General features: G+C 38.0%; 22 protein-coding genes. 19 read left to right on the plus strand and 3 right to left on the minus strand.

Features of this window, described 5'->3' with window-relative positions; all coding sequences use genetic code 11:
• Positions 1-49 precede the first annotated feature (49 nt).
• The 12 genes from ACPT8O_RS04585 (at position 50) to miaB (ending at position 13,066) form a co-directional block, all read left to right on the plus strand.
• Positions 50-913 carry a septal ring lytic transglycosylase RlpA family protein gene (locus ACPT8O_RS04585; protein ID WP_021035515.1) on the plus strand — a complete coding sequence of 288 codons (864 nt, stop codon included), beginning with the start codon at positions 50-52 and terminating at the stop codon, positions 911-913.
• A gap of 15 nt (positions 914-928) precedes the next feature.
• Positions 929-2,110 (plus strand): D-alanyl-D-alanine carboxypeptidase family protein, encoded by a 1,182-nt coding sequence (locus ACPT8O_RS04590; RefSeq protein WP_021035514.1) that lies wholly within the window; start codon positions 929-931, stop codon positions 2,108-2,110.
• 96 nt (positions 2,111-2,206) lie between these two features.
• On the plus strand, positions 2,207-2,485 hold the full coding sequence (gene ybeD, locus ACPT8O_RS04595; RefSeq protein WP_006995721.1) for a DUF493 family protein YbeD: 279 nt from the start codon (positions 2,207-2,209) through the stop codon (positions 2,483-2,485).
• 1 nt (position 2,486) lies between these two features.
• On the plus strand, positions 2,487-3,125 hold the full coding sequence (gene lipB, locus ACPT8O_RS04600; RefSeq protein WP_021035513.1) for a lipoyl(octanoyl) transferase LipB: 639 nt from the start codon (positions 2,487-2,489) through the stop codon (positions 3,123-3,125).
• 53 nt (positions 3,126-3,178) lie between these two features.
• Positions 3,179-4,141, plus strand: a complete 963-nt coding sequence (lipA, locus tag ACPT8O_RS04605) for a lipoyl synthase (RefSeq protein WP_012054772.1) — start codon at positions 3,179-3,181, stop codon at positions 4,139-4,141.
• Positions 4,142-4,518: 377 nt separating this feature from the next.
• The gene (gene citC, locus ACPT8O_RS04610) at positions 4,519-5,526 is read left to right on the plus strand and encodes a [citrate (pro-3S)-lyase] ligase (protein ID WP_021035511.1); all 1,008 of its coding nucleotides are present in this window, start codon (positions 4,519-4,521) and stop codon (positions 5,524-5,526) included.
• Between the two features lie 37 nt (positions 5,527-5,563).
• A complete protein-coding gene (citD, locus tag ACPT8O_RS04615) occupies positions 5,564-5,851 on the plus strand; it encodes a citrate lyase acyl carrier protein (RefSeq protein ID WP_021035510.1) in 288 nt (95 codons plus the stop codon).
• Positions 5,848-6,723, plus strand: coding sequence for a citrate (pro-3S)-lyase subunit beta (citE, locus tag ACPT8O_RS04620; RefSeq protein WP_041175364.1), 876 nt, complete (start codon positions 5,848-5,850; stop codon positions 6,721-6,723). The genes citD and citE overlap by 4 nt, the downstream gene beginning before the upstream one ends.
• 14 nt (positions 6,724-6,737) lie before the next feature.
• Positions 6,738-8,240, plus strand: coding sequence for a citrate lyase subunit alpha (citF, locus tag ACPT8O_RS04625; protein ID WP_021035508.1), 1,503 nt, complete (start codon positions 6,738-6,740; stop codon positions 8,238-8,240).
• Positions 8,241-8,420: 180 nt separating this feature from the next.
• Entirely contained in the window at positions 8,421-9,818 is a 1,398-nt protein-coding gene (gene citG, locus ACPT8O_RS04630; RefSeq protein ID WP_021035507.1) for a triphosphoribosyl-dephospho-CoA synthase CitG, read from the plus strand.
• Position 9,819: 1 nt separating this feature from the next.
• The gene (locus tag ACPT8O_RS04635; RefSeq protein WP_021035506.1) at positions 9,820-11,259 is read left to right on the plus strand and encodes an anion permease; all 1,440 of its coding nucleotides are present in this window, start codon (positions 9,820-9,822) and stop codon (positions 11,257-11,259) included.
• 382 nt (positions 11,260-11,641) lie between these two features.
• On the plus strand, positions 11,642-13,066 hold the full coding sequence (gene miaB, locus ACPT8O_RS04640) for a tRNA (N6-isopentenyl adenosine(37)-C2)-methylthiotransferase MiaB (RefSeq protein WP_014550626.1): 1,425 nt from the start codon (positions 11,642-11,644) through the stop codon (positions 13,064-13,066).
• A 68-nt stretch (positions 13,067-13,134) separates the two neighbouring features.
• Here the strand turns inward: miaB and ung are convergent, their stop codons facing one another.
• A complete protein-coding gene (gene ung / locus ACPT8O_RS04645) occupies positions 13,135-13,794 on the minus strand; it encodes a uracil-DNA glycosylase (RefSeq protein ID WP_021035505.1) in 660 nt (219 codons plus the stop codon).
• 257 nt (positions 13,795-14,051) lie between these two features.
• Between ung and grcA the strand changes: the two genes are divergently transcribed.
• From grcA to era, 5 genes are all read left to right on the plus strand, one after another.
• Positions 14,052-14,435, plus strand: a complete 384-nt coding sequence (gene grcA / locus ACPT8O_RS04650; protein WP_005628746.1) for an autonomous glycyl radical cofactor GrcA — start codon at positions 14,052-14,054, stop codon at positions 14,433-14,435.
• Positions 14,436-14,602: 167 nt separating this feature from the next.
• Entirely contained in the window at positions 14,603-16,399 is a 1,797-nt protein-coding gene (gene lepA, locus ACPT8O_RS04655; protein ID WP_021035503.1) for a translation elongation factor 4, read from the plus strand.
• Positions 16,400-16,407: 8 nt separating this feature from the next.
• Positions 16,408-17,457: a signal peptidase I gene (lepB, locus tag ACPT8O_RS04660; RefSeq protein ID WP_021035502.1), complete on the plus strand. Its 1,050-nt coding sequence runs from the start codon at positions 16,408-16,410 to the stop codon at positions 17,455-17,457.
• A 1-nt stretch (position 17,458) separates the two neighbouring features.
• Positions 17,459-18,142, plus strand: coding sequence for a ribonuclease III (gene rnc, locus ACPT8O_RS04665; protein ID WP_021035501.1), 684 nt, complete (start codon positions 17,459-17,461; stop codon positions 18,140-18,142).
• A complete protein-coding gene (gene era, locus ACPT8O_RS04670; RefSeq protein ID WP_021035500.1) occupies positions 18,139-19,047 on the plus strand; it encodes a GTPase Era in 909 nt (302 codons plus the stop codon). Before rnc ends, era begins: the two co-directional genes overlap by 4 nt.
• 62 nt (positions 19,048-19,109) lie before the next feature.
• On the opposite strand, the gene rsmC is transcribed toward era, so the two are convergent.
• Positions 19,110-20,102, minus strand: a complete 993-nt coding sequence (gene rsmC, locus ACPT8O_RS04675) for a 16S rRNA (guanine(1207)-N(2))-methyltransferase RsmC (protein ID WP_021035499.1) — start codon at positions 20,100-20,102, stop codon at positions 19,110-19,112.
• Between the two features lie 104 nt (positions 20,103-20,206).
• Here rsmC and holD point away from each other — a divergent pair, with 104 nt between their 5' ends.
• Positions 20,207-20,611, plus strand: a complete 405-nt coding sequence (gene holD / locus ACPT8O_RS04680; protein ID WP_425623306.1) for a DNA polymerase III subunit psi — start codon at positions 20,207-20,209, stop codon at positions 20,609-20,611.
• 2 nt (positions 20,612-20,613) lie between these two features.
• Entirely contained in the window at positions 20,614-21,054 is a 441-nt protein-coding gene (gene rimI, locus ACPT8O_RS04685) for a ribosomal protein S18-alanine N-acetyltransferase (protein WP_021035497.1), read from the plus strand.
• A gap of 39 nt (positions 21,055-21,093) precedes the next feature.
• Here the strand turns inward: rimI and fdhE are convergent, their stop codons facing one another.
• Entirely contained in the window at positions 21,094-22,002 is a 909-nt protein-coding gene (gene fdhE / locus ACPT8O_RS04690) for a formate dehydrogenase accessory protein FdhE (RefSeq protein WP_021035496.1), read from the minus strand.
• Between the last annotated feature and the right edge of the window lie 32 nt (positions 22,003-22,034).

Here is a 22,034-nt window from a genome sequence, read left to right on the forward strand (position 1 = left end):
TCATTTTTTTCTTTCTTAAAGAGAGACTAAATGAAAAGCGTCAATACTTATGAAATTAAAAACTTGGTTAAATTTGACCGCACTTTCGCTGTTTATGGTAAGCATTAATCTTCCAGTGCAAGCGAATACACAAAAAATGTATGGCATTCGAGGTGATAATCTGTCTATTACTACTAAAATGCCAACACCAATTACTTATTCGGTGAAAGGGAAAACCTATACGACTAAAAGTGGAGATGATGCCAAATTTTATATAAAAGAGGGAGTGGCGAGTTATTACCATTCTAAGTTTAATGGTCGCAAGACGGCAAATGGTGATATTTATCGTGCTACACAATTTACTGCAGCACATAAAACATTACCAATGAATTCTTATGCTTTGGTCACAAATCTGAATAATAATCGTAAAGTTATCGTTCGTATTAATGATCGTGGACCTTTCAGTGATAAACGTTTAATTGATCTTTCGCACGCTGCAGCAAAAGAAATTGGCTTAATTTCCCACGGCACTGGACAGGTAAGGATTGAGGCGTTGCATGTTGCTAAAAATGGAAATTTATCAGGTGCAGCCACAAAAACACTGGCTAAACAAGCAAAAACTCAGGAAGCTGCCGATCGTTTAGTATTAAAATCTAACACGTTTTCTGATAAGTCGCTTCAGGCTACAAATGAAAAAAAAGGAACTGAATTTTACCGTTTGAAAATGCTTGAACTAACCTCTCGTAGCCAAGCAAATAAGTTAATTACGCAACTTGCGTTAGCGAATATTCAGGCTGAAGTAAATCGCTCGGGAAATAAATATGAAATTCATATTGGGCCTTTTGATGACAAAACAAAAATGGCACAAGTGAGAACTAAATTACAAAAAATGGCAAATAATAAGCCATTAATTGTTTATACGTATAAAAATTAATTGTAGGAAGATCTTATGTTGAAAAGAACAACAAAAATCGCATTTTTATCTGGATTTGTGGCACTTAGCACTTTTTCCGTATCTGCTGAAGATATTCAGTTTGCTGTAATGCCTCCGCAAATTACTGCTCAAACGTATGTACTGATGGATTATAATTCAGGCGCAATTTTGACCGCACTTAACCCAGATCAACGTCAATATCCTGCATCACTGACTAAAATGATGACAAGTTATGTAGTTGGCGTCGCATTAAAACAAGGCAAAATCCATAATACTGATATGGTGACTATTGGCGAGAGTGCGTGGGGGCGTAATTTCCCTGACTCATCAAAAATGTTTTTAGATTTAAATACACAAGTATCTGTAGCAGATTTGAATCGAGGCGTGATTGTTGTTTCTGGAAATGATGCAACAGTGGCTTTAGCTGAACATATTTCCGGCAATGTGCCGAACTTTGTAGAAACAATGAATAAATATGTTCAAAAATTTGGTTTGAAAAATACGAATTTCACTACGCCACATGGTTTGGACGATCCAAATCAATATTCTTCCGCGCGTGATATGGCAATTATTGGTGCGCATATTATTCGTGATTTACCTGAAGAATATAAAATTTACTCAGAAAAAGATTTCACATTTAACAAGATTAAACAACCTAACCGTAATGGCTTACTGTGGGATAAAACTATCAATGTTGATGGGATGAAAACGGGTCATACCAGTCAAGCAGGATATAACTTAGTTGCTTCTGCCACGACACCAAACAATATGCGTTTGATTTCAGTGGTAATGGGGGTTCCAACTTATAAAGGTCGTGAAGTAGAAAGTAAAAAACTTTTACAATGGGGTTTTGCTAATTTTGAAACCTTTAAAACTTTAGAAGCAGGTAAAGTCATTTCAGAGCAACCTGTTTATTATGGTGATAAAGGTAGCGTGAAATTGGGAACGCTACAAGACCGCTTTATCACTATTCCGAAAGGTAAACAAAATGAGCTTAAAGTGCGCTATGAGTTAGAAGGTAAAAACTTACAAGCACCTTTAGCAAAAGGACAAATTGTAGGGAAAGTCGTTTATCAATTAGAAGGCAAGGATATTGCAGCGGTAAACTTACAAGTAATGGATGAAGTTGGCGAAGCCGGTATTTTCGGAAAAGCTTGGGATTGGCTGGTGCTCACTGTAAAAGGCTTGTTTGCATAAAATATCTGAGAAATTACCGCACTTTTTTAATTAAGAGATTACGTACTATGTGGGTAGTTTGCCATCCACGCATAATTTTTATTACTGGGAAATAATATGACAACGGAAAACGATTACGCAAAACTTAAAGAATTAATGGAATTTCCAGCAAAAATGACCTTTAAAGTTGCTGGGATTAATCGAGAAGGGTTAGCACAAGATCTTATACAAGTGGTTCAAAAATATATTAAAGGCGATTATATTCCTAAGGAAAAACGCAGTAGTAAAGGCACTTATAATTCTGTTTCAATCGACATTATTGCTGAAAACTTTGAGCAGGTAGAAACACTTTATAAAGAACTGGCTAAAGTTGAAGGCGTAAAAATGGTTATCTAGTATGAATAATTCCCTTATCGTTCGTCAGTTAGGATTGCAAGATTATCAAGAAATTTGGCATAAAATGCAGAATTTTACAGATAGTCGAACCGAGGAAACGCAAGACGAAATTTGGTTGGTGCAACATTATCCTGTTTTTACACAAGGGCAAGCAGGTAAACCTGAGCATCTTTTACAACGTAGTGAAATCCCTGTGGTACAATCGGATCGTGGTGGGCAAATTACTTATCACGCACCCGGTCAGCAAGTGATGTATGTGCTTATTGATATTAAACGTCATAAAAACTTAAATGTACGTCAATTAGTTACCGCACTTGAACAAACGGTGGTAAAAACCTTAGCTGAATATGGTATTGAAAGTTATCCAAAACCTGATGCACCAGGTGTGTATGTAGATGGAAAAAAGATTTGTTCTCTTGGACTACGTATTCGTCGTGGTTGCTCTTTTCACGGGCTAGCATTGAATATTAATATGGATCTGAATCCATTTCATTATATTAACCCATGTGGCTATGCTGGTCTTGAAATGTGTCAATTAGCGGATTTTGTTAATCAAGATGAGGCTAATTGCGATAAGGTTTCAGCAAAATTAATTAAACACTTCGCCGAACTTTTAGGCTATAATGTAACAACTTTATAACATTTTATAAAAAGTAAATGCCCAACTTGGGCATTTTTATTTAGGAAAATACTATGTCTACTCCTTTCAAAATGGAACGCGGTGTAAAATATCGCGATGCGGCAAAAACCTCAATTATTCCCGTAAAAAATATCGATCCTAATCAAGAGTTATTAAAAAAACCAGAATGGATGAAAATTAAACTTCCAGCAAGTTCAGCTAAAATTGAAAGCATTAAAAATGGAATGCGTCGTCACGGGCTACATTCTGTTTGTGAGGAAGCATCTTGTCCAAATTTACACGAATGTTTTAATCATGGAACTGCAACTTTTATGATTTTAGGTGCAATTTGTACGCGCCGTTGTCCATTCTGTGATGTGGCTCACGGTAAACCATTACCGCCCGATCCTGAAGAACCACAAAAATTGGCAGAAACGATTCAAGATATGAAACTTAAATATGTGGTAATCACATCGGTGGATCGCGATGATTTGCCTGATCGTGGCGCGGGTCATTTTTCTGAGTGTGTAAAAGCTGTGCGTGAACTTAATCCTAACATTAAGATTGAAATTTTAGTGCCAGATTTTCGTGGTCGTGTTACACAGGCTTTAGAAAAATTAAAAGATAATCCGCCAGATGTCTTTAATCACAATTTAGAAAATGTACCGCGCTTATATAAAGAAATTCGTCCGGGTGCGGATTATGAATGGTCGCTTAAATTACTGCGTGAATTTAAGGAAATGTTCCCAAATATTCCAACCAAATCTGGTTTAATGGTGGGATTAGGAGAAACTAACGAGGAAATTTTGCAAGTAATGCAAGATTTACGAGATAATGGTGTAACGATGCTGACATTAGGGCAATATCTCCAACCTAGCCGTCACCATTTGCCCGTTGCGCGTTATGTTCCGCCTACCGAGTTTGATATATTTCGTGATAAAGCTAATGAAATGGGCTTTGAACATGCAGCTTGTGGACCATTTGTTCGATCTTCTTATCATGCTGATTTACAAGCCAGTGGCGGATTAGTGAAATAATTTAAAACTACGCTGAATTAAACCGCACTTTTTGCTTATTACAAAAGTGCGGTTTATTTTTACAACTCAGAGTAACCGCCAATATTGCCTATTCATTAATCAACTATTAAGCCTATCATCATTTCCGCAATTGTAAGGAAAAGGATATCAAGAAAATAGTATTTTTAACTTATATGATCGAGTACCATGTAAGTTTTTGAAAAAAAAGAAAATATCTATAAATTATTCAATGTATAATGCAGTGTGAAGATAATATTAGATTATAAAGTTGGGGAAAATATGAGCTTATCTTATATCGTAATTTGCTCATCGCTTATAATAACTCTATACTACTAACTTGGTAGTGATGTTATGTTTTCTTCTTTTTTGGAGAGTCGATGCAATTTGAGCGAATTTCTACTGAACAAAAAAAACTTTCTCTCATTCAGACATTTTTACATCAAAATGCGCTTAAATTAGATGAAAAAATCGAGTATTTTGTTGTTGGCTATAATGATAACGAACAAATCGTTGTCTGTGGAGGTTTAGCAGGAAATATCATAAAATGTGTTGCGATTGATGAGTCTTTGCGTGGTAGCGGTGTTGCCCTGCAATTAATTACTGAATTGGTTGATTTAGCTTACACGCTAAAACGCCCACACCTTTTTATTTATACAAAACCCGAATATGCAACGTTGTTCAAATCTTGCGGTTTTTATATCATCTCTGATGCCAATCCTTATGTAGTATTGTTAGAAAATAGTGCTACGCGTTTACAAAAACAATGCTCATTATGGGAGAAAATGCGTGTGGATGGTAATCGAATTGGCTCGATTGTAATGAACGCGAATCCATTTACCTTAGGTCATCGTTATTTAATTGAGCAAGCATTACAACAATGTGATCATCTGCATTTATTTATTGTTGGTGAAGACGCATCGCAATTTTCTTACGCTGAACGATTTGAAATGGTTAAACAAGGTATTTTCGATTTACCCAATATCACTCTTCATTCTGGCTCTGACTATATTATTTCTCGTGCAACATTTCCAAATTATTTCCTAAAAGATCAATTAATTACAGATGAAAGTTATTTTGAGGTTGATCTGAAGTTATTCCGTTTACATATTGCTCAAGCTTTGGGCATAACACATCGCTTTGTTGGTACTGAGCTAAATTGTCCCGTCACAGCCGAATATAATCGCCAAATGCATTATTGGTTAAGGGATGCCGAAATGAATGCAGCAAAAATAAATGTTATCGAGATACCTAGAAAAACAGCAAGCAACCAGATTATTTCTGCTTCTACAGTACGAAAGCATTTGGCTGAAAAAAATTGGGCTCAACTCGCAGAGTTTGTGCCTATGACTACGTTAAATTATTTACAAAAGTGCGGTCGTTTTTAAATACATTTTTATTCATCAATATACGGAAGGAAAATCTATGAAAATAACAAAAGTAGCCGTTGCAGGGACACTGGAATCCAGTGATGTTCAAGTACGGGTTCAACCTTTTGATTCACTCGATATTGAAATCAATAGCTCAGTAGCAAAACAATTTGGTGAACAAATTGAAGCGACAGTTCGTGAAGTATTAGCAAAACTTGGCATTACAGCAGCACAAGTCATTGTAGAAGACAAAGGGGCGTTAGATTGCGTGTTACAAGCTCGAGTAAAAGTTGCTGCAATGCGTGCAACTGATGAAATGATTAACTGGGAGGCTGTGTTATGAAATTAAGAAGAAGTATGTTATTTGTGCCAGGCTCAAATGCCGCCATGTTAAGTAATAGCTTTATTTATAAACCAGATTCCATTATGTTTGACTTAGAAGATGCGGTTGCTCTCAAAGAAAAAGATTCTGCTCGTTTATTAGTCGCTCACGCACTTCAACATCCGCTTTATAAAGAAATTGAGACCGTAGTTCGTGTTAATCCGCTAGATTCTGAATTTGGTTTATTGGATTTGAATGCGGTAGTGCGTGCGGGTGTGGATGTGGTACGTATGCCAAAAACTGAAAGCGCGCAAGATGTGTTGGATATGGATCACGCCATTACTGAGATTGAGAAAGCTTGCGGTCGAGAAGCAGCTTCGACTAAAATGCTAGCAGCCATCGAATCACCATTAGGTATCACTCAAGCCAACCAAATAGCTTTCGCTTCTAAACGTTTAATTGGTATCGCATTGGGTGCTGAGGATTACGTACGTAACTTAAAAACCGAGCGTTCACCAGAGGGGATTGAACTGCTTTTTGCTCGTTGTTCTATTTTACAAGCGGCACGTGCGGCTGGCATTCAGGCCTTTGATACCGTATATTCTAACGCGAACAATGAAGAAGGCTTCTTAAAAGAGGCTGCGTTAATTAAACAGCTTGGTTTTGACGGTAAATCCTTAATCAACCCACGCCAAATTGAATTGTTACACAACTTATTTGCACCGACACAAAAAGACGTGGAGCAGGCAAAACGCATTATTGAAGCGGCAGCAGAAGCTGAACGACAAGGGGCTGGTGTTGTTTCGTTAAACGGTAAAATGATTGATGCACCGATTATTGATCGCGCAAAATTGGTATTGGAACGTGCGAAATCAGGTGTTCGTGAAGAGTAAAGGGAGATAAAAAGATGACAACAAGAGAACAACGTATTGAAAAATATCACGCTGATCGCTCAGTCTATCAAGCGGTGCCTAAATCTGAATCCCTTTCTCGTACAGCGAAAGATCGCAAACTTTGTACCTCTCTAGAAGAAGCGATTAAACGCTCTGGCTTAAAAGATGGTATGACTGTTTCATTTCATCATGCTTTTCGGGGCGGAGATTTTATGGTGAATATGGTGATGAATAAAATTGCCGAAATGGGTTTCAAAAATCTGACCCTTGCATCTTCATCTTTAATTGATAGCCACTTCCCGATTGTCGAACATATCAAAAATGGCGTGGTCACCAAAATCTATTCTTCTGGTTTACGCGGTGAACTTGCAGAGCAAATCTCTCGCGGTTTATTGAATGAACCTGTAAATATTCATTCTCATGGTGGACGTGTTCACTTAGTAAAATCTGGCGAATTAAAAATTGACGTTGCTTTTTTAGGCGTGCCTTGCTGTGACACATTCGGTAATTCCAATGGATTTACTGGAAAAAGTAAATGCGGCTCTCTAGGCTATGCGCGTGTCGATGCTGAATACGCTGACAAAGTTGTGTTGCTCACAGAGGAATTTGCTGAATACCCGCACCACCCAATCAGCATTGCTCAAGATCAAGTAGATTTAATCGTGCAAGTTGAAGCCGTCGGTGACCCGAAAAAAATTGGCGGTGGCGCAACCCGAATGACTACCAATCCACGCGAATTACTCATCGCGCGTAAATGTGCAGAAGTAATTTTTGCCAGTGGTTATTTTAAAGATGGCTTCTCATTACAAACTGGTTCTGGGGGGGCAGCATTAGCTGTTACACGCTTCCTAGAAGAAAAAATGCGTCGTGAAAATATCACTGCCGATTTCGCACTTGGCGGTATTACCGCAAGTATGGTGGCATTACATGAGGCTGGCCTTATTAAAAAATTATTAGATGTACAAAGCTTTGATTCTGTTGCAGCTGAATCACTTTCCCGTAACCCAAATCATATTGAAGTTTCCGCTAACCAATATGCGAACTATAGTTCCAAAGGGGCATCGGTTGAACGTTTAGATATGGTTATTCTTTCTGCTTTAGAAATTGACACTAAATTTAACGTGAATGTATTGACTGGCTCTGACGGTGTGATTCGCGGTGCATCTGGTGGTCATTGTGATACCGCAGCTTCTGCACAAATAGCAATCATTGTGGCACCATTAGTTCGTGGTCGTATTCCAACCGTGGTGGAAAACGTGATTACCTGTGTAACACCTGGTGAAAACGTCGATATTCTCGTTACCGATCATGGTGTAGCAGTAAATCCTAAACGTCCAGATTTGATAGACGCTTTAAATAAAGCAGATATTCCTTTGTTTACCATTGAACAGCTTTGTGAGCGCGCTTACAGCATTACAGGTAAACCAAAAGAAATTGAGTTTACTAATAAACCTGTGGCTGTTGTTCGTTATCGTGATGGTTCGGTGATTGATACGGTGTATCAAGTTAAAGACTAGAATCAGCATTACAAGCGATCTACTTTCAATAGCCAAAATTAACTCTTGTCTTCCCATGATTATCAGGAAAGGAGCCCAAAGAGTTGAAAGGGACTCAATTAGCTCTTTCAGCTTTCGCCAACACCCTATAAATGGAAAGCGTTAAGAAAATTTATTTTTATACAAAAGAGCGGTCAAATTTTGCAGCATTTTTTTACGACATTCTCTACAGAGGGTTCAGAAATTTCACTTAAAGCATTACTTAATGCTCGAGAGGAACGTGCAATTTTACAACAACAGCTTATAACACAATATGGACAAACCTTACTTTGCATCACTTTAACTGCTGTGGGTGGAGTAAAAAAAAATGCTTTGTTGGATTATGTTTTTAGAAAAGCTCTAGAAAATCTGACCGCACTTTTTACTCAGTTAAACATTACAGCAGTAAAAGAAATAATCCGTCCGTTAGAAACGGGGCATGAAGCCTATTTTGTATTACCGATAGATGCTCGTACGCTAAAAGTGCTGATGATTGAATTGGAAGAAAGCATTCCTCTTGCTCGTTTGTGGGATTTAGATGTGTTTAATGCTAAAGGCAATCTACTGAGTCGTACAGATTTTGATCTTTCTCCAAGAACTTGTTTAGTGTGCGGGGAAAATGCAAAAATCTGTGCCAGAACCCGCAAGCACGAGATTGATGAGATTGTGGATAAAATTCAATCTCTTGCACAAAATCATGATTTCGCAGAACATATTGGTGAACAAGTTTATCTGGCATTAATACAAGAGGCTCGCTTATCGCCAAAACCTGGTTTAGTGGATGCCATCAATAACGGTTCGCACAAAGATATGAACCTGCATACTTTTGAGCAAAGTGCGATTAGTTTAAAACCTTTTTTTACGCAGTTTGTTCTCAAAGGCATGATGACCGCACATTTGTCTGAAAATCAAATTCTCGCTGAAATTCGTCCTTTAGGTTTATTGGCGGAAAAAGCAATGTTTAAAGTTACTGATGGCGTAAACACCCACAAAGGTGCTATTTTTTCTTTTGGTTTAGTGTGTACGGCAATTGGACGATTATTGGCACAAAAAAGTTTGGCTCAGAGTGCGGTAGATTTTGATGTTAAATTAATCTGCTCACTTGTTGCACAATTTACTCAAGGTTTAACGGATGAACTCAAAAATTATCCTGAACACTTGCCTAGTACGGCTGGAGTGCGTTTATTCCAAAAATATGGCTTAACAGGTGTCCGTGGCGAAGCAGAAAATGGTTTTAATCTCATTCAAACGTTGTTGCCACAATTTGATGAGTACCATCAGTTAGAATGGGAACATCGTTTACTGATTTTGTTGTTGAATTTAATGGCAATTAACTCCGACACTAACGTGGTTCATCGAGGTGGTTTAGCAGGATTGCATTTCATACAGCAAACAGCACGGGATCTGCTTACAGATCAACATCTTGTGACAGATAAAGCAGCGCTGACACAAGCATTAATGAAATTTGATACCGCCTGCATTGAACGTAATTTAAGTTCGGGCGGTAGTGCTGATTTATTAGCACTAACAATTTTCTTTTTATCATTTAGAGGTAATTAATATGGCATTATCCAAAAATACAAAACTGGTGATTTTAATGGCTATCCCATTGATCACTTTCTTACTACCTGCTCCTGATGGGCTTTCTTTGATTGCTTGGCGATTACTTGGTGTTTATATCGCCACTATCGTTGGGCTTGTGCTTAAACCTTATGGCGAGCCCGTTATCTTATTGGCTGCAATTGCGGTTTCTGGTGTTATCATCGGTAATACTGAAGGGGCTAAAGAATTGGTTAAAGTCGGCAATATGTTGGATGGTTATAAATCTGGCACAACATGGCTTATTTTTACCGCATTCACTTTGAGTTCAGCATTTGTAATCACAGGTCTAGGTAAACGTATCGCCTATCATATGATCGGTGCAATGGGTAGCACAACCCTACGCTTAGGCTATGTTACCATGTTCTTAGATCTTTTACTCTCGCCAGCAACGCCCTCTAACACCGCACGTTCAGGTGGGATTATCTTTCCAATCATTAATAGCGTAGTGGTTGCTCTTGGTTCAGATCCAGAAAAAAGCCCGAAAAAAGCAGGGCGTTATTTGATGATGAACGTATATATGGTGGTTAAAACTACCTCTTATATTTTCTTAACCGCAATGGCGCCTAATGCCTTAGCTCTTTCATTAATGGCACCAATTCTTGGTTTTGAAACCACTTGGATCAAATGGTTCTTAGCTGCATCCGTACCCGGCTTACTCTGCTTATTCTTAATTCCATTAATTTGTTATTGGGTATCTCCACCAGAATTGAAAAAAGTGGATAATAAAGCCATTGCGAAAAAAGGCTTAGAAGAATTAGGTCCAATGTCTTTTCGTGAAAAAGCACTCAGCGTGTTATTCGTAATTGCATTATTTGGCTGGATTTTCTCTAATTCACTTCATATCAATGCTACCATTGTTGCAATCATTGTAATGGTGCTTTGTATTGTATTAAGTATCGTCACCTGGGACGATATCCTAAAAAGCAAAGGCGCATGGAATACCCTAGTATGGTATGGTGGTATCATCGGTATGTCTGGCTTGCTTGAAAAAGCTGGCTTCTTCAAATGGTTAGCAAAAACCCTAAGTACCATATTTCAGTTTGAGGGACAGGGTATGATGGCGTTAATAGTGATTCTTACCTTAAGTGTCTCTGTACGTTATTTATTTGCATCAGGCGGTGCATATGTAGCTGCAATGGTACCTGTATTTGCAACGGTCGGACATGTAACAGGTGCTCCTACTGAATTGCTTGCTCTAGGCTTAGTCTTTGCTAATTCTTATGGTGGTTCAGTAACTCACTACGGAGGCGGACCAGGTCCAATTGCATTCGGTGCAGGTTATAATGATATAAAATCTTGGTGGATTACTGGTGCGATCATTGCTTTTGGTAGTTTAATTATCCATCTAACTATCGGTATGGCATGGTGGAAATTATTAATGAGTTTAGGCTGGTTATAGGCTGATCTTTTTTTAATTTAACTGCTATTTTGACGGTGTAGTAGACAAAGTAGTTGATTATAAATATATGCTTGCGCTTTCCTAAAAAGTGAGCTCTATTTAATCCTTTTGGTTTACCTTGAATATACACATCGTTGTAATCGCGATAAGCTAGTATTTCCTTTAATTTTATGAACTAATATTTACCTCATACTGCATTATATCTTGAGTATATTTATGAATATCTTATTTTTTAATGATTTACAAGCCTTTCTAGCTTATCAAAATATCCTGTTTAGTGTCTTTCACCGAATATTCACTAGCCAGAATTATCGTAAGTCTGTAAAATAGCCGACCGCTTTATTCGACTAATTATTTATAACACCTGACGATATTGTAGAAAATGACTCAAAAATTACATATTAAAACTTGGGGCTGTCAGATGAATGAATATGATTCATCTAAAATGGCAGATCTTTTATTAAGCACTCACGGATTAGAACTCACGGAAGCACCTGAAGAAGCAGACGTATTATTATTGAATACCTGTTCTATTCGTGAAAAAGCACAAGAAAAAGTGTTTCATCAACTTGGGCGTTGGAAAGAATTAAAGAAAAATAATCCAAATTTAGTGATTGGCGTGGGCGGCTGTGTGGCTTCTCAAGAAGGGGAACATATTCGCCATCGTGCGCCTTATGTGGATATTATTTTTGGCCCACAAACTTTGCATCGTCTGCCTGAAATGATTAATCAAATTCGTGGTGGTAAAAGTTCTGTGGTTGATGTGAGTTTCCCTGAAATTGAGAAATTTGACCGCTTACCTGAACCTCGCGCAGAAGGCCCAACGGCATTTGTTTCCATTATGGAAGGCTGTAATAAATACTGTACTTTCTGTGTTGTGCCTTATACTCGTGGGGAAGAAGTTAGTCGTCCTGTAGATGATGTGTTATTTGAAATCGCACAACTTGCGGATCAAGGTGTGCGAGAGGTTAATTTGCTTGGTCAAAACGTGAATGCTTATCGTGGCCCAACGCACGATGGTCAAATTTGTAGCTTTGCTGAACTGCTTCGTCTTGTCGCATCAATTGATGGTATTGACCGTTTACGTTTCACAACCAGTCATCCAATAGAATTTACAAATGATATCATTGATGTGTATCGTGACACGCCTGAATTAGTGAGTTTCTTGCATCTTCCAGTGCAAGCAGGATCTGACCGTGTATTAACGATGATGAAACGTGGTCATACCGCATTAGAATATAAATCTATTATTCGTAAACTTCGTGCAGTGCGTCCAGATATTCAAATCAGCTCTGACTTTATTGTTGGTTTCCCTGGGGAAACTGCGGAAGATTTTGAGCAAACTATGAATTTGATTGCACAAGTAAACTTTGATATGAGCTTCAGTTTTGTGTATTCTGCCCGACCAGGTACGCCTGCTGCAGATATGCCAGATGATGTGACGGAAGATGAAAAGAAACAGCGTCTTTATGTGCTACAAGAGCGTATTAATCAACAAGCCGCACAATTTAGTCGTCGTATGCTTGGCACAGAGCAGCGCGTGTTAGTTGAAGGGCCATCGAAGAAGGATATTATGGAATTAACAGGACGCACTGAAACAAATCGTATTGTTAATTTCCAAGGTTCTCCAGAAATGATCGGTAAGTTTGTGGATGTAAAAATTACTGATGTTTATACTAATTCGTTACGTGGCGAAGTGGTGCGTACTGAAGATGAAATGGGATTACGTATTGCACAATCGCCACAAGAAGTGATGAATCGCACACGTAAAGAAGATGAATTAGGCGTAGGGCGTTATCACGGCTAATTAAAATGCTGAAATATTTAACCGCGCTTTGAGAGATTAAAGTGCGGTTATTTTTAGAGATATATGGTTTAGATTTGCCAATCAATTGGTTTCATTCCATTGCTTTCCAAATATGAATTTGTTTTGGAAAAATGATGACAGCCAAAAAAACCTCGATGGGCTGAAAGTGGGGAAGGGTGTGGAGCCGTTAAAACAAGGTGACGAGTGCGGTCAATAATTTGTCCTTTTTTTTGTGCGTGACTGCCCCAAAGTAAAAATACCAGTTTTTCACGATGTTCATTGAGTACGGTAATAACTTTATCTGTAAACCTTTCCCAACCTAAATTGGCGTGTGAATGTGCCATACCACGTTCTACGGTAAGCACTGTGTTAAGTAGTAATACGCCCTGTTCTGCCCATTTGACTAAATAACCATGTGATGGCATTTGGAATCCCGAAATATCTTGTGTGAGTTCTTTATACATATTTAATAGGGAAGGGGGAATAGCAACCTCGGGTTTCACTGAAAAAGCCAAGCCATGAGCTTGGTTTGGTCCATGATAAGGATCCTGACCTAAAATCACCACTTTTACATCTTCAAAAGCGGTATATTTGAATGCATTAAATACCTCTTCTTGTGGTGGATAAATTGTTTTCCCGTTTGCTCTTGCAAGATGAACTTGTTGTAGAGCGTGTTGAAAGTAAGGTTGTTCTTTTTCTTTTCCGATAACGTCTGTCCAGTTTTTCATTATTCTATCCTATTAATAAGTTTTTATTCATTATAAACAAAAACACTCATTCAATAAAAAGTTAAATTAATGTTAAATTATTGATATAAATTTTATTTAAAAATTAATAAATTTTAATTTAGATCAAATTTATAAAAATTAATTAAAAAAATAACCTGCTCTTTATCAAATAAATCTAAAATAATTTGAAATATTAAAATGATTTGATAAAATTTGTACAGTTTTATTATTATTTTCGTGCCAATTAGGAGGCTATTATGATTAAAGGTATTCAAATTACTCAAGCAGCAAATGACAATTTGCTTAATTCATTCTGGTTATTAGACAGCGAAAAAAATGAAGCGCGTTGCTTATGTGCAAAAGGCGAATTTGCTGAAGACCAAGTTGTTGCAGTGAGCGAATTAGGTCAAATCGAATATCGTGAATTACCAGTAAACGTCGCACCAACTGTTAAAGTTGAAGGTGGCCAACATTTAAACGTGAACGTATTACGTCGTGAAACGTTAGAAGATGCGGTAAATAACCCAGATAAATATCCACAATTAACTATCCGTGTTTCTGGTTACGCAGTACGTTTCAACTCTTTAACGCCAGAGCAACAACGCGACGTTATCACTCGTACTTTTACTGAAAGCCTATAATTTCAGTTTGAATGAAAAAAGAAACCCCGAAGTCATTCGGGGTTTTGTTTTATCTAAAAAGTTTGAAAATTTGACCGCACTTTTCCTTTTCATCTATAGCGATTTACATGCTTTTCAGGTAGAATCCGCCAGTTAAATTTAATGATTTTTGAGAAAAACTATCTTTTATGAAGAATATTCGCAACTTTTCTATTATTGCCCATATTGACCACGGTAAATCGACCCTTTCTGACCGATTAATTCAAACCTGTGGTGGCCTTTCGGATCGTGAAATGGAAGCGCAAGTGCTAGATTCAATGGATCTTGAGCGTGAGCGCGGAATTACCATCAAAGCACAAAGTGTGACTTTAAATTATAAAGCCAAAGATGGCGAAACTTATCAATTAAACTTCATCGATACACCAGGGCACGTGGACTTTTCTTATGAAGTGTCTCGCTCTCTTGCTGCTTGTGAAGGGGCGTTGTTAGTTGTGGATGCAGGACAAGGAGTTGAAGCCCAAACTCTGGCAAACTGTTATACCGCAATCGAAATGGATTTAGAAGTAGTGCCGATTTTGAATAAAATCGACTTGCCTGCCGCAGATCCTGAACGCGTAGCGGAAGAAATTGAAGATATTGTTGGAATTGATGCGATGGAAGCGGTTCGATGCTCCGCTAAAACGGGTGTCGGTATCGAAGATGTATTAGAAGAAATCGTGGCAAAAATTCCCGCACCAGAAGGCGATCCTAATGCGCCATTACAAGCATTGATTATTGATTCTTGGTTCGATAACTATTTGGGCGTGGTATCTTTAGTGCGTATTAAAAACGGGGTATTACGTAAAGGCGATAAAATTAAAGTGATGTCCACAGGGCAAACTTACAACGTAGATCGTTTAGGGATTTTCACGCCAAAACAAGAAGATACGACTGTTTTAGAATGTGGCGAAGTGGGTTGGGTCGTTTGTGCGATTAAAGATATTTTAGGCGCGCCAGTTGGGGATACCTTAACCCATCAACATAATTCTGCAACTGATGTGTTGCCAGGTTTTAAAAAAGTAAAACCACAGGTTTATGCTGGTTTATTCCCCGTTAGCTCTGACGATTATGAAGCGTTTCGCGATGCACTTGGCAAATTAAGTTTAAACGATGCATCACTTTTCTATGAACCAGAAACTTCGACCGCACTTGGTTTTGGTTTCCGTTGTGGTTTCCTTGGCCTTTTACACATGGAAATCATTCAAGAGCGTCTAGAGCGTGAGTATGATTTAGATCTTATCACGACTGCGCCAACGGTAATTTACGAAGTGCAATTAACGAATGGTGATGTTGTTTATGTGGATAGTCCTGCAAAATTGCCTCCACTTAATAATATTGCTGAAATTCGCGAGCCAATCGCAGAATGTAATATGCTGGTGCCGCAAGAATATTTAGGTAACGTTATTACCCTTTGCGTTGAAAAACGTGGTGTGCAAACCAATATGGTATATCACGGTAATCAGATTGCACTGACTTATGAAATTCCAATGGGTGAAGTTGTTCTAGACTTTTTTGACCGTTTAAAATCAACATCGCGTGGTTATGCTTCGTTAGATTACGGTTTCAAACGTTTCCAAGCGGCAGATATGGTTCGCGTGGATATTATGATTAACAGCGAACGAGTAGATGCTTTAGCTTTAATTGTTCATAAAGATAATTCACAATATCGTGGTCGTGAATTGGTTGAAAAAATGCGAGAGTTAATTCCTCGTCAGCAATTTGATATTGCCATTCAAGCAGCGATTGGAAACCACATTATTGCGCGTTCAACCGTAAAACAATTACGTAAAAACGTATTAGCAAAATGTTATGGTGGCGACGTGAGCCGTAAGAAAAAACTCTTACAGAAACAGAAAGAGGGTAAAAAACGTATGAAGTCTTTAGGTAACGTAGAAGTGCCGCAAGAGGCGTTTTTAGCAATTTTACACGTAGGAAAAGATAAATAAGGAAAATTATGTCAAATTTATTTTTTGTGATTTTATTGGCTGTGGGTTTTGGTGTGTGGAAAGTATTAGATTATTTTCAGCTGCCAAATACTTTTAGTATTTTGTTACTAATTTTGACCGCACTTTCAGGCGTATTATGGTTTTATCATCGTTTTGTGGTGCTGCCAAAACGTCATCGTCAAGTGGCACGTGCAGAACAACGTTCTGGTAAAACCTTAAGTGAGGAAGATAAAGCCAAAATTGAACCGATTTCTGAGGCTTCAGAATTTTTATCTTCACTTTTTCCTGTGCTTGCAGTGGTATTTTTGGTTCGTTCTTTTTTGTTTGAACCGTTTCAAATTCCCTCTGGCTCAATGGAATCCACCTTACGTGTTGGCGATTTTTTAATTGTGAATAAATATGCTTATGGTGTGAAAGATCCGATTTTCCAAAACACCATTATTGCAGGCGAAAAACCACAACGTGGCGATGTAATTGTGTTTAAAGCACCACAACAAGCGTTAATTCGTACAGGTCTTGGCGCAACTCGAGCGGCTTTTGCAGAAAATCTTGCGTTAAGTTCAAAAGATAATATGTCTGGTGTTGATTATATTAAACGTATTGTTGGAAAGGGCGGAGACCGCATAATTTTTGATGTGGAACAAAAAACATTAAAAATTGTATATGGTAAAGAAGGTAAACCTTGTGAAATTGATTGCGAAACCAAGGCGTTTGAATATACACAAAATCCAACAAATCCAGCTTTTCCTAATGAATTAGAATTGACTGAAAAAGGCGATGTAACACACAATGTGTTAATTAGTGAATATCGTCGTTATTCAGGCTCTGAATTTTTCCCACAAGAGGGGATGCAAACTGCAGAATGGCTTGTGCCAGAAGGGCAGTATTTTGTGATGGGGGATCATCGCGATCACAGTGATGATAGCCGTTTTTGGGGCTTTGTGCCTGAAAAAAATATTGTGGGGAAAGCCACTTATATTTGGATGAGCTTAGAAAAAGAAGCGAATGAATGGCCAACAGGTTTCCGTTTTGATCGCTTCTTTACAGCAATAAAATAAGATGAATCATTTAGATCGACTTGAGCGTAAAATCGGCTATTGTTTTAATGATATTGCGCTCTTAAAGCAGGCACTTACGCATCGAAGTGCGGCAACTCAACATAATGAACGCCTAGAATTCCTAGGCGATTCCATTCTTAATTTCACTATCGCTGAAGCACTTTATCATCAGTTTCCACGTTGTAATGAAGGAGAACTGAGCCGTATGCGTGCTACTTTGGTACGCGAACCCACTTTAGCGATTTTAGCGCGCCAATTTGAATTAGGCGATTATATGTCGCTTGGTTCTGGCGAGCTAAAGAGCGGTGGTTTTCGCCGTGAATCTATTCTTGCCGATTGTGTAGAAGCGATTATTGGTGCAATGTCTTTGGATCAAGGATTAGCTGTGACGACCCAAGTGATTCGAAATTGGTATCAACAATTATTGGCAGAAATTAAACCGGGCGATAATCAAAAAGATTCGAAAACTCGTTTGCAAGAATATTTACAGGGTAAACATTTGCCATTGCCAACTTATGAAGTGGTAAATATTCAAGGGGAAGCCCATTGCCAAATTTTCACTGTTGAATGCAAAGTGAAAAGTGCGGATAAAATTGACCGCACTTTTGTGGCAAAAGGATCTAGCCGTCGTAAAGCTGAACAAGCGGCAGCAGAACAAATTTTAAAAGAACTGGACATCAAATGACCGAACAATTCGACAAAACCTATTGCGGCTTTATTGCTATCGTAGGTCGCCCAAATGTGGGTAAATCAACGCTCTTAAATAAAATTTTAGGACAAAAAATTTCAATTACATCACGTAAAGCACAAACTACCCGTCACCGCATTGTGGGAATTAAAACTGAAGGGGCGTATCAAGAAATCTATGTGGATACGCCAGGGCTTCATATTGAAGAGAAGCGTGCAATTAACCGCTTAATGAACCGCGCCGCAAGTAGTGCTATCGGCGATGTTGATTTAATTATTTTTGTTGTTGATGGCACACACTGGAATGCAGATGATGAGATGGTGCTAAACAAATTACGCAATGCAAAATCCCCCGTTGTGCTTGCTATCAACAAAGTAGATAACATCAAAAATAAAGATGATTTATTGCCGTTTATTACAGATCTTAGCAGTAAATTTAACTTTGCTCACATTGTGCCAATTTCTGCACAGCGTGGTAATAATGTTCATGAATTAGAGAAAATTGTACGCCAATCTTTACGCGAAGGTGTGCATCATTTCCCAGAAGATTATGTTACAGACCGTTCACAACGTTTTATGGCATCGGAAATAATCCGTGAAAAATTAATGCGTTTTACGGGAGAAGAATTGCCTTACTCTGTTACTGTTGAAATCGAACAATTCAAAGTGAATGAACGTGGTACTTATGAAATAAATGGCTTAATTCTGGTTGAACGTGAAGGTCAGAAAAAAATGGTAATTGGTGCGGGCGGTCAAAAAATTAAAACTATTGGTATGGAAGCACGTGCTGATATGGAACGTTTATTTGATAACAAAGTCCATCTTGAACTTTGGGTAAAAGTGAAATCAGGTTGGGCAGATGATGAACGTGCGCTGCGCAGTTTAGGATATATGGATGAATAAAGTGCGGTAAAATTTATTCGCATAATAAAAATCCCCATTATTGTGATGGGGATTTTTTGTTTTTAACTTTTCACTGAATACACTTTAAATTTTCCTGTTTGAGCAAGAACTTGATAATCATTGAAATGTTGTTTAAGTAGCTCGGGATAAGGCAAAAATGCATTGGCGACAATGCGTAATTCTCCACCTTGATTGAGATGCCATTTCGCTTGAGTGATAAGTTCTTTTACGGCTCGATAGGCGGTATCAATGCCATCGTGGAATGGTGGATTTGAAATGATCAAATCAAATTTTCCTTGTACATCAGAAAAGACATCACTGGCGTAAACCTCGCCTTGTAATTGATATTCAGAAAGTGTTTTACGCGCTGATTCTAATGCCATTGCGTGAATATCTGCCATCGTAATTTGTGCGTTAGGCGAGCGTTTTTTTATCATAGAGCCAATTACCCCCGCGCCACAGCCAAGATCGAGCACTTTTCCTTTTATTTTATTATCAATGGTTGAAAGTAACAGTTCCGTGCCTGTGTCTAATTCCGCCGCACTAAATACCCCAGGTAAACTATATATAGTTAAGTCTTCTAGCGTAGAATGTTGATAGGTTTTCCAGAAATTTTTAAGTTCAAAGTGCGGTTTATTTTGGAGTGAAAAATGATATAAACCACAACGGCGAGCAGAGTCAATTTTTGCTATTTCCCCATAGGGTGCTAATGTTTTTTCTACTGAACGTACGCCACAACGATTTTCGCCAATAATTAATATTTCTTGACCAATAGGAGCTTGAGACAATAGTTGAAGCAGTTGGAAATTGACTTCTTGTTTGTTTTTAGTCCAATAATAAACGATTAAATCGGCTTGACCTTGAAATTCAACGGAAAAATTGACCGCACTTTGCGTTCTTGCATAGTCAAAATAGCAGCTCCAAATTTGGATTGATTGGCATTTTGAGGCTAATGTTTGAGGAAAATTATCAGAAATTCCTCCAGCAAATAATACCGATTTACCATTAAAAAATGAAAGATGGCGTTCTAAAACTTGGCTCTCTAGAGAAATCACGCTTTGAATCCTGTGGGTTATTAGTTAAAATTATGCGTCATTTTAGCAAAGATTAATAAAAGAAATTAACACTATTTTTCAAGCAACGTTTTAAAAATTCACTTATGAACAGACGCGATCTTCTTTTACAAGAAATGGGCATTTCCCAGTGGGAATTATATCGCCCCGAGGTACTGCAAGGTTCAGTAGGAATCAGTGTGGCAGAGAATATTCGCTTTATCACTGTTTCCGATGAGAATATCAGTAGCTCGCCTTTGTTGGCTGATGTGCTGTTAAGCCTTGATCTTAAAAAAGAAAATTGCTTATGTTTGAATTACGATCAAATCCAGCATATGGAATGTAAGCAGCCTATTCGTTATTGGTTACTATCAGAAAATAGCGACCAAATTGACCGCACTTTAGCATTTTGTGTGCAGGCAGAGCAGGTTTATCGCTTGCCAAGTTGGCAGCAATTTCAATCTAATCATCAAGCCAAACGAGCGTTATGGCAACAAATTCAGCAGTCTTAATTATGTCTATTATTTCTCAAATTGAAGCCTGTGATTTCGAGCGATTGTATGAAATCGAACAGCAAGCACATCTGGTGCCTTGGTCGCTGGGGACGTTAAAAAATAATCAAGGGGAGCGTTATCTCAATTTAAAATTAATTGAGAATAATCAGATTATCGGTTTTGCGATTTGCCAAACCGTATTAGATGAAGCGAATTTGTTTAATATTGCGATTTTGCCTAATTATCAAGGTTGTGGATTTGGCAAATTATTGTTAGGCGAATTAATCTTTCAATTAAAGGAAAGAGGTGTACAGACTTTATGGCTAGAAGTCAGAGAGTCTAACCCTGCTCGTTTCTTGTATGAAAAAGTTGGTTTTAATGAAGTCGATATTCGGAAAAATTATTATCCGAAACCCAGTGGTGGACGAGAAAATGCCGTGGTAATGGCGTGTTATCTATAGATTTAAATAATTAGCCTAGATATTTCTAGGCTATATTTTTTATGCTTCTTCTGCAGGAAAAACAAATGGATTTAATCCGCTTCGTGCGAAACCTTTTTCTTCCATTTCAATATCTAAGAAAATAGAAGCCAAATCGTCGGCTACAGGCTCTACATGAGGATCTTTTTCTTGGAACATAATTTTCAAGTAACTTTCACAGCTACCACAGGTTTCAGCACGAACAAGTGCAAGTTCTTCATCTAACGACCACATTTCGAGTTTGTCGTGGCTATTACAATTGGTGCATTGTGCGCGTACTAAATTCCATTCACTTTCACATAAATTACAATGTAAGTAGCGTAACCCTTGTGATGTACCAATTTGTACAATACTTGCCACAGGTAAAGAACCACAAACAGGGCAGTGATGTAAATTTTCGGCGTTCTCAACTTGGCTATTATGGGGAATTTGCTGGGCGAGCTGTAGCCAATAAAGAGAAAGTGCAGCCCAAATAAAGACGGCTTTATCACTGCTAACTAAATTAAATTCTTGTGCTAAGAGTTTATTTGCCATTTCTTCTAAGTCGGCAGAGGATGCTTTTTCAAGAAATTCAATTGTCGCAGCGACTTGCTCATTAGCCTTTGGTTTAATTTCATCAAGAATTTCAGTTAAGTATTCGCGCCAGATGCTGTTTCTTTTAAAGGTTTTTGCATTTAGTGGCTTGATATCATTTAGCTGTTCAAACTGTTGTGGCGGTAAAGGATTTTTTTCTAACGTGGAAAGTTGGCTTTCAACTATGTCTGCGGCAAATAATAAATAATCAGATAGAGGATGATTTTGTGCTAAGTCTCTTAAACGTTTTGCTCTGCGTAGGTAAAGATTTTTAGGATTGGCAAATAAAATCGCTGGGGCTTGATATGTATTTGCCACTTGTTTAATTTCTGATTCAGATAAGATTTTGATACTCATATTCTTCTCACTTTTATAATAAAAAGTGCGGT

Origin of the sequence: Haemophilus sp. HN_Hi08 (assembly GCF_049824455.1) — a bacterium.
Classification (GTDB): Bacteria; Pseudomonadota; Gammaproteobacteria; order Enterobacterales; family Pasteurellaceae; genus Haemophilus; species Haemophilus influenzae_D.

Excerpts from the sequence above, each read along its gene's own strand:
- ACPT8O_RS04635 (WP_021035506.1), top strand. The coding sequence starts at position 9,820 with ATGGCATTATCCAAAAATACAAAACTGGTGATTTTAATGGCTATCCCA.
- citC (WP_021035511.1), top strand. The coding sequence starts at position 4,519 with ATGCAATTTGAGCGAATTTCTACTGAACAAAAAAAACTTTCTCTCATT.
- ACPT8O_RS04585 (WP_021035515.1), top strand. The coding sequence starts at position 50 with ATGAAATTAAAAACTTGGTTAAATTTGACCGCACTTTCGCTGTTTATG.
- ACPT8O_RS04590 (WP_021035514.1), top strand. The coding sequence starts at position 929 with ATGTTGAAAAGAACAACAAAAATCGCATTTTTATCTGGATTTGTGGCA.
- holD (WP_425623306.1), top strand. The coding sequence starts at position 20,207 with ATGAACAGACGCGATCTTCTTTTACAAGAAATGGGCATTTCCCAGTGG.
- fdhE (WP_021035496.1), bottom strand. The coding sequence starts at position 22,002 with ATGAGTATCAAAATCTTATCTGAATCAGAAATTAAACAAGTGGCAAAT.
- ung (WP_021035505.1), bottom strand. The coding sequence starts at position 13,794 with ATGAAAAACTGGACAGACGTTATCGGAAAAGAAAAAGAACAACCTTAC.
- ybeD (WP_006995721.1), top strand. The coding sequence starts at position 2,207 with ATGACAACGGAAAACGATTACGCAAAACTTAAAGAATTAATGGAATTT.
- rimI (WP_021035497.1), top strand. The coding sequence starts at position 20,614 with ATGTCTATTATTTCTCAAATTGAAGCCTGTGATTTCGAGCGATTGTAT.
- miaB (WP_014550626.1), top strand. The coding sequence starts at position 11,642 with ATGACTCAAAAATTACATATTAAAACTTGGGGCTGTCAGATGAATGAA.
- lepB (WP_021035502.1), top strand. The coding sequence starts at position 16,408 with ATGTCAAATTTATTTTTTGTGATTTTATTGGCTGTGGGTTTTGGTGTG.
- era (WP_021035500.1), top strand. The coding sequence starts at position 18,139 with ATGACCGAACAATTCGACAAAACCTATTGCGGCTTTATTGCTATCGTA.
- citF (WP_021035508.1), top strand. The coding sequence starts at position 6,738 with ATGACAACAAGAGAACAACGTATTGAAAAATATCACGCTGATCGCTCA.
- lepA (WP_021035503.1), top strand. The coding sequence starts at position 14,603 with ATGAAGAATATTCGCAACTTTTCTATTATTGCCCATATTGACCACGGT.
- grcA (WP_005628746.1), top strand. The coding sequence starts at position 14,052 with ATGATTAAAGGTATTCAAATTACTCAAGCAGCAAATGACAATTTGCTT.
- citD (WP_021035510.1), top strand. The coding sequence starts at position 5,564 with ATGAAAATAACAAAAGTAGCCGTTGCAGGGACACTGGAATCCAGTGAT.
- rnc (WP_021035501.1), top strand. The coding sequence starts at position 17,459 with ATGAATCATTTAGATCGACTTGAGCGTAAAATCGGCTATTGTTTTAAT.
- citE (WP_041175364.1), top strand. The coding sequence starts at position 5,848 with ATGAAATTAAGAAGAAGTATGTTATTTGTGCCAGGCTCAAATGCCGCC.
- lipB (WP_021035513.1), top strand. The coding sequence starts at position 2,487 with ATGAATAATTCCCTTATCGTTCGTCAGTTAGGATTGCAAGATTATCAA.
- lipA (WP_012054772.1), top strand. The coding sequence starts at position 3,179 with ATGTCTACTCCTTTCAAAATGGAACGCGGTGTAAAATATCGCGATGCG.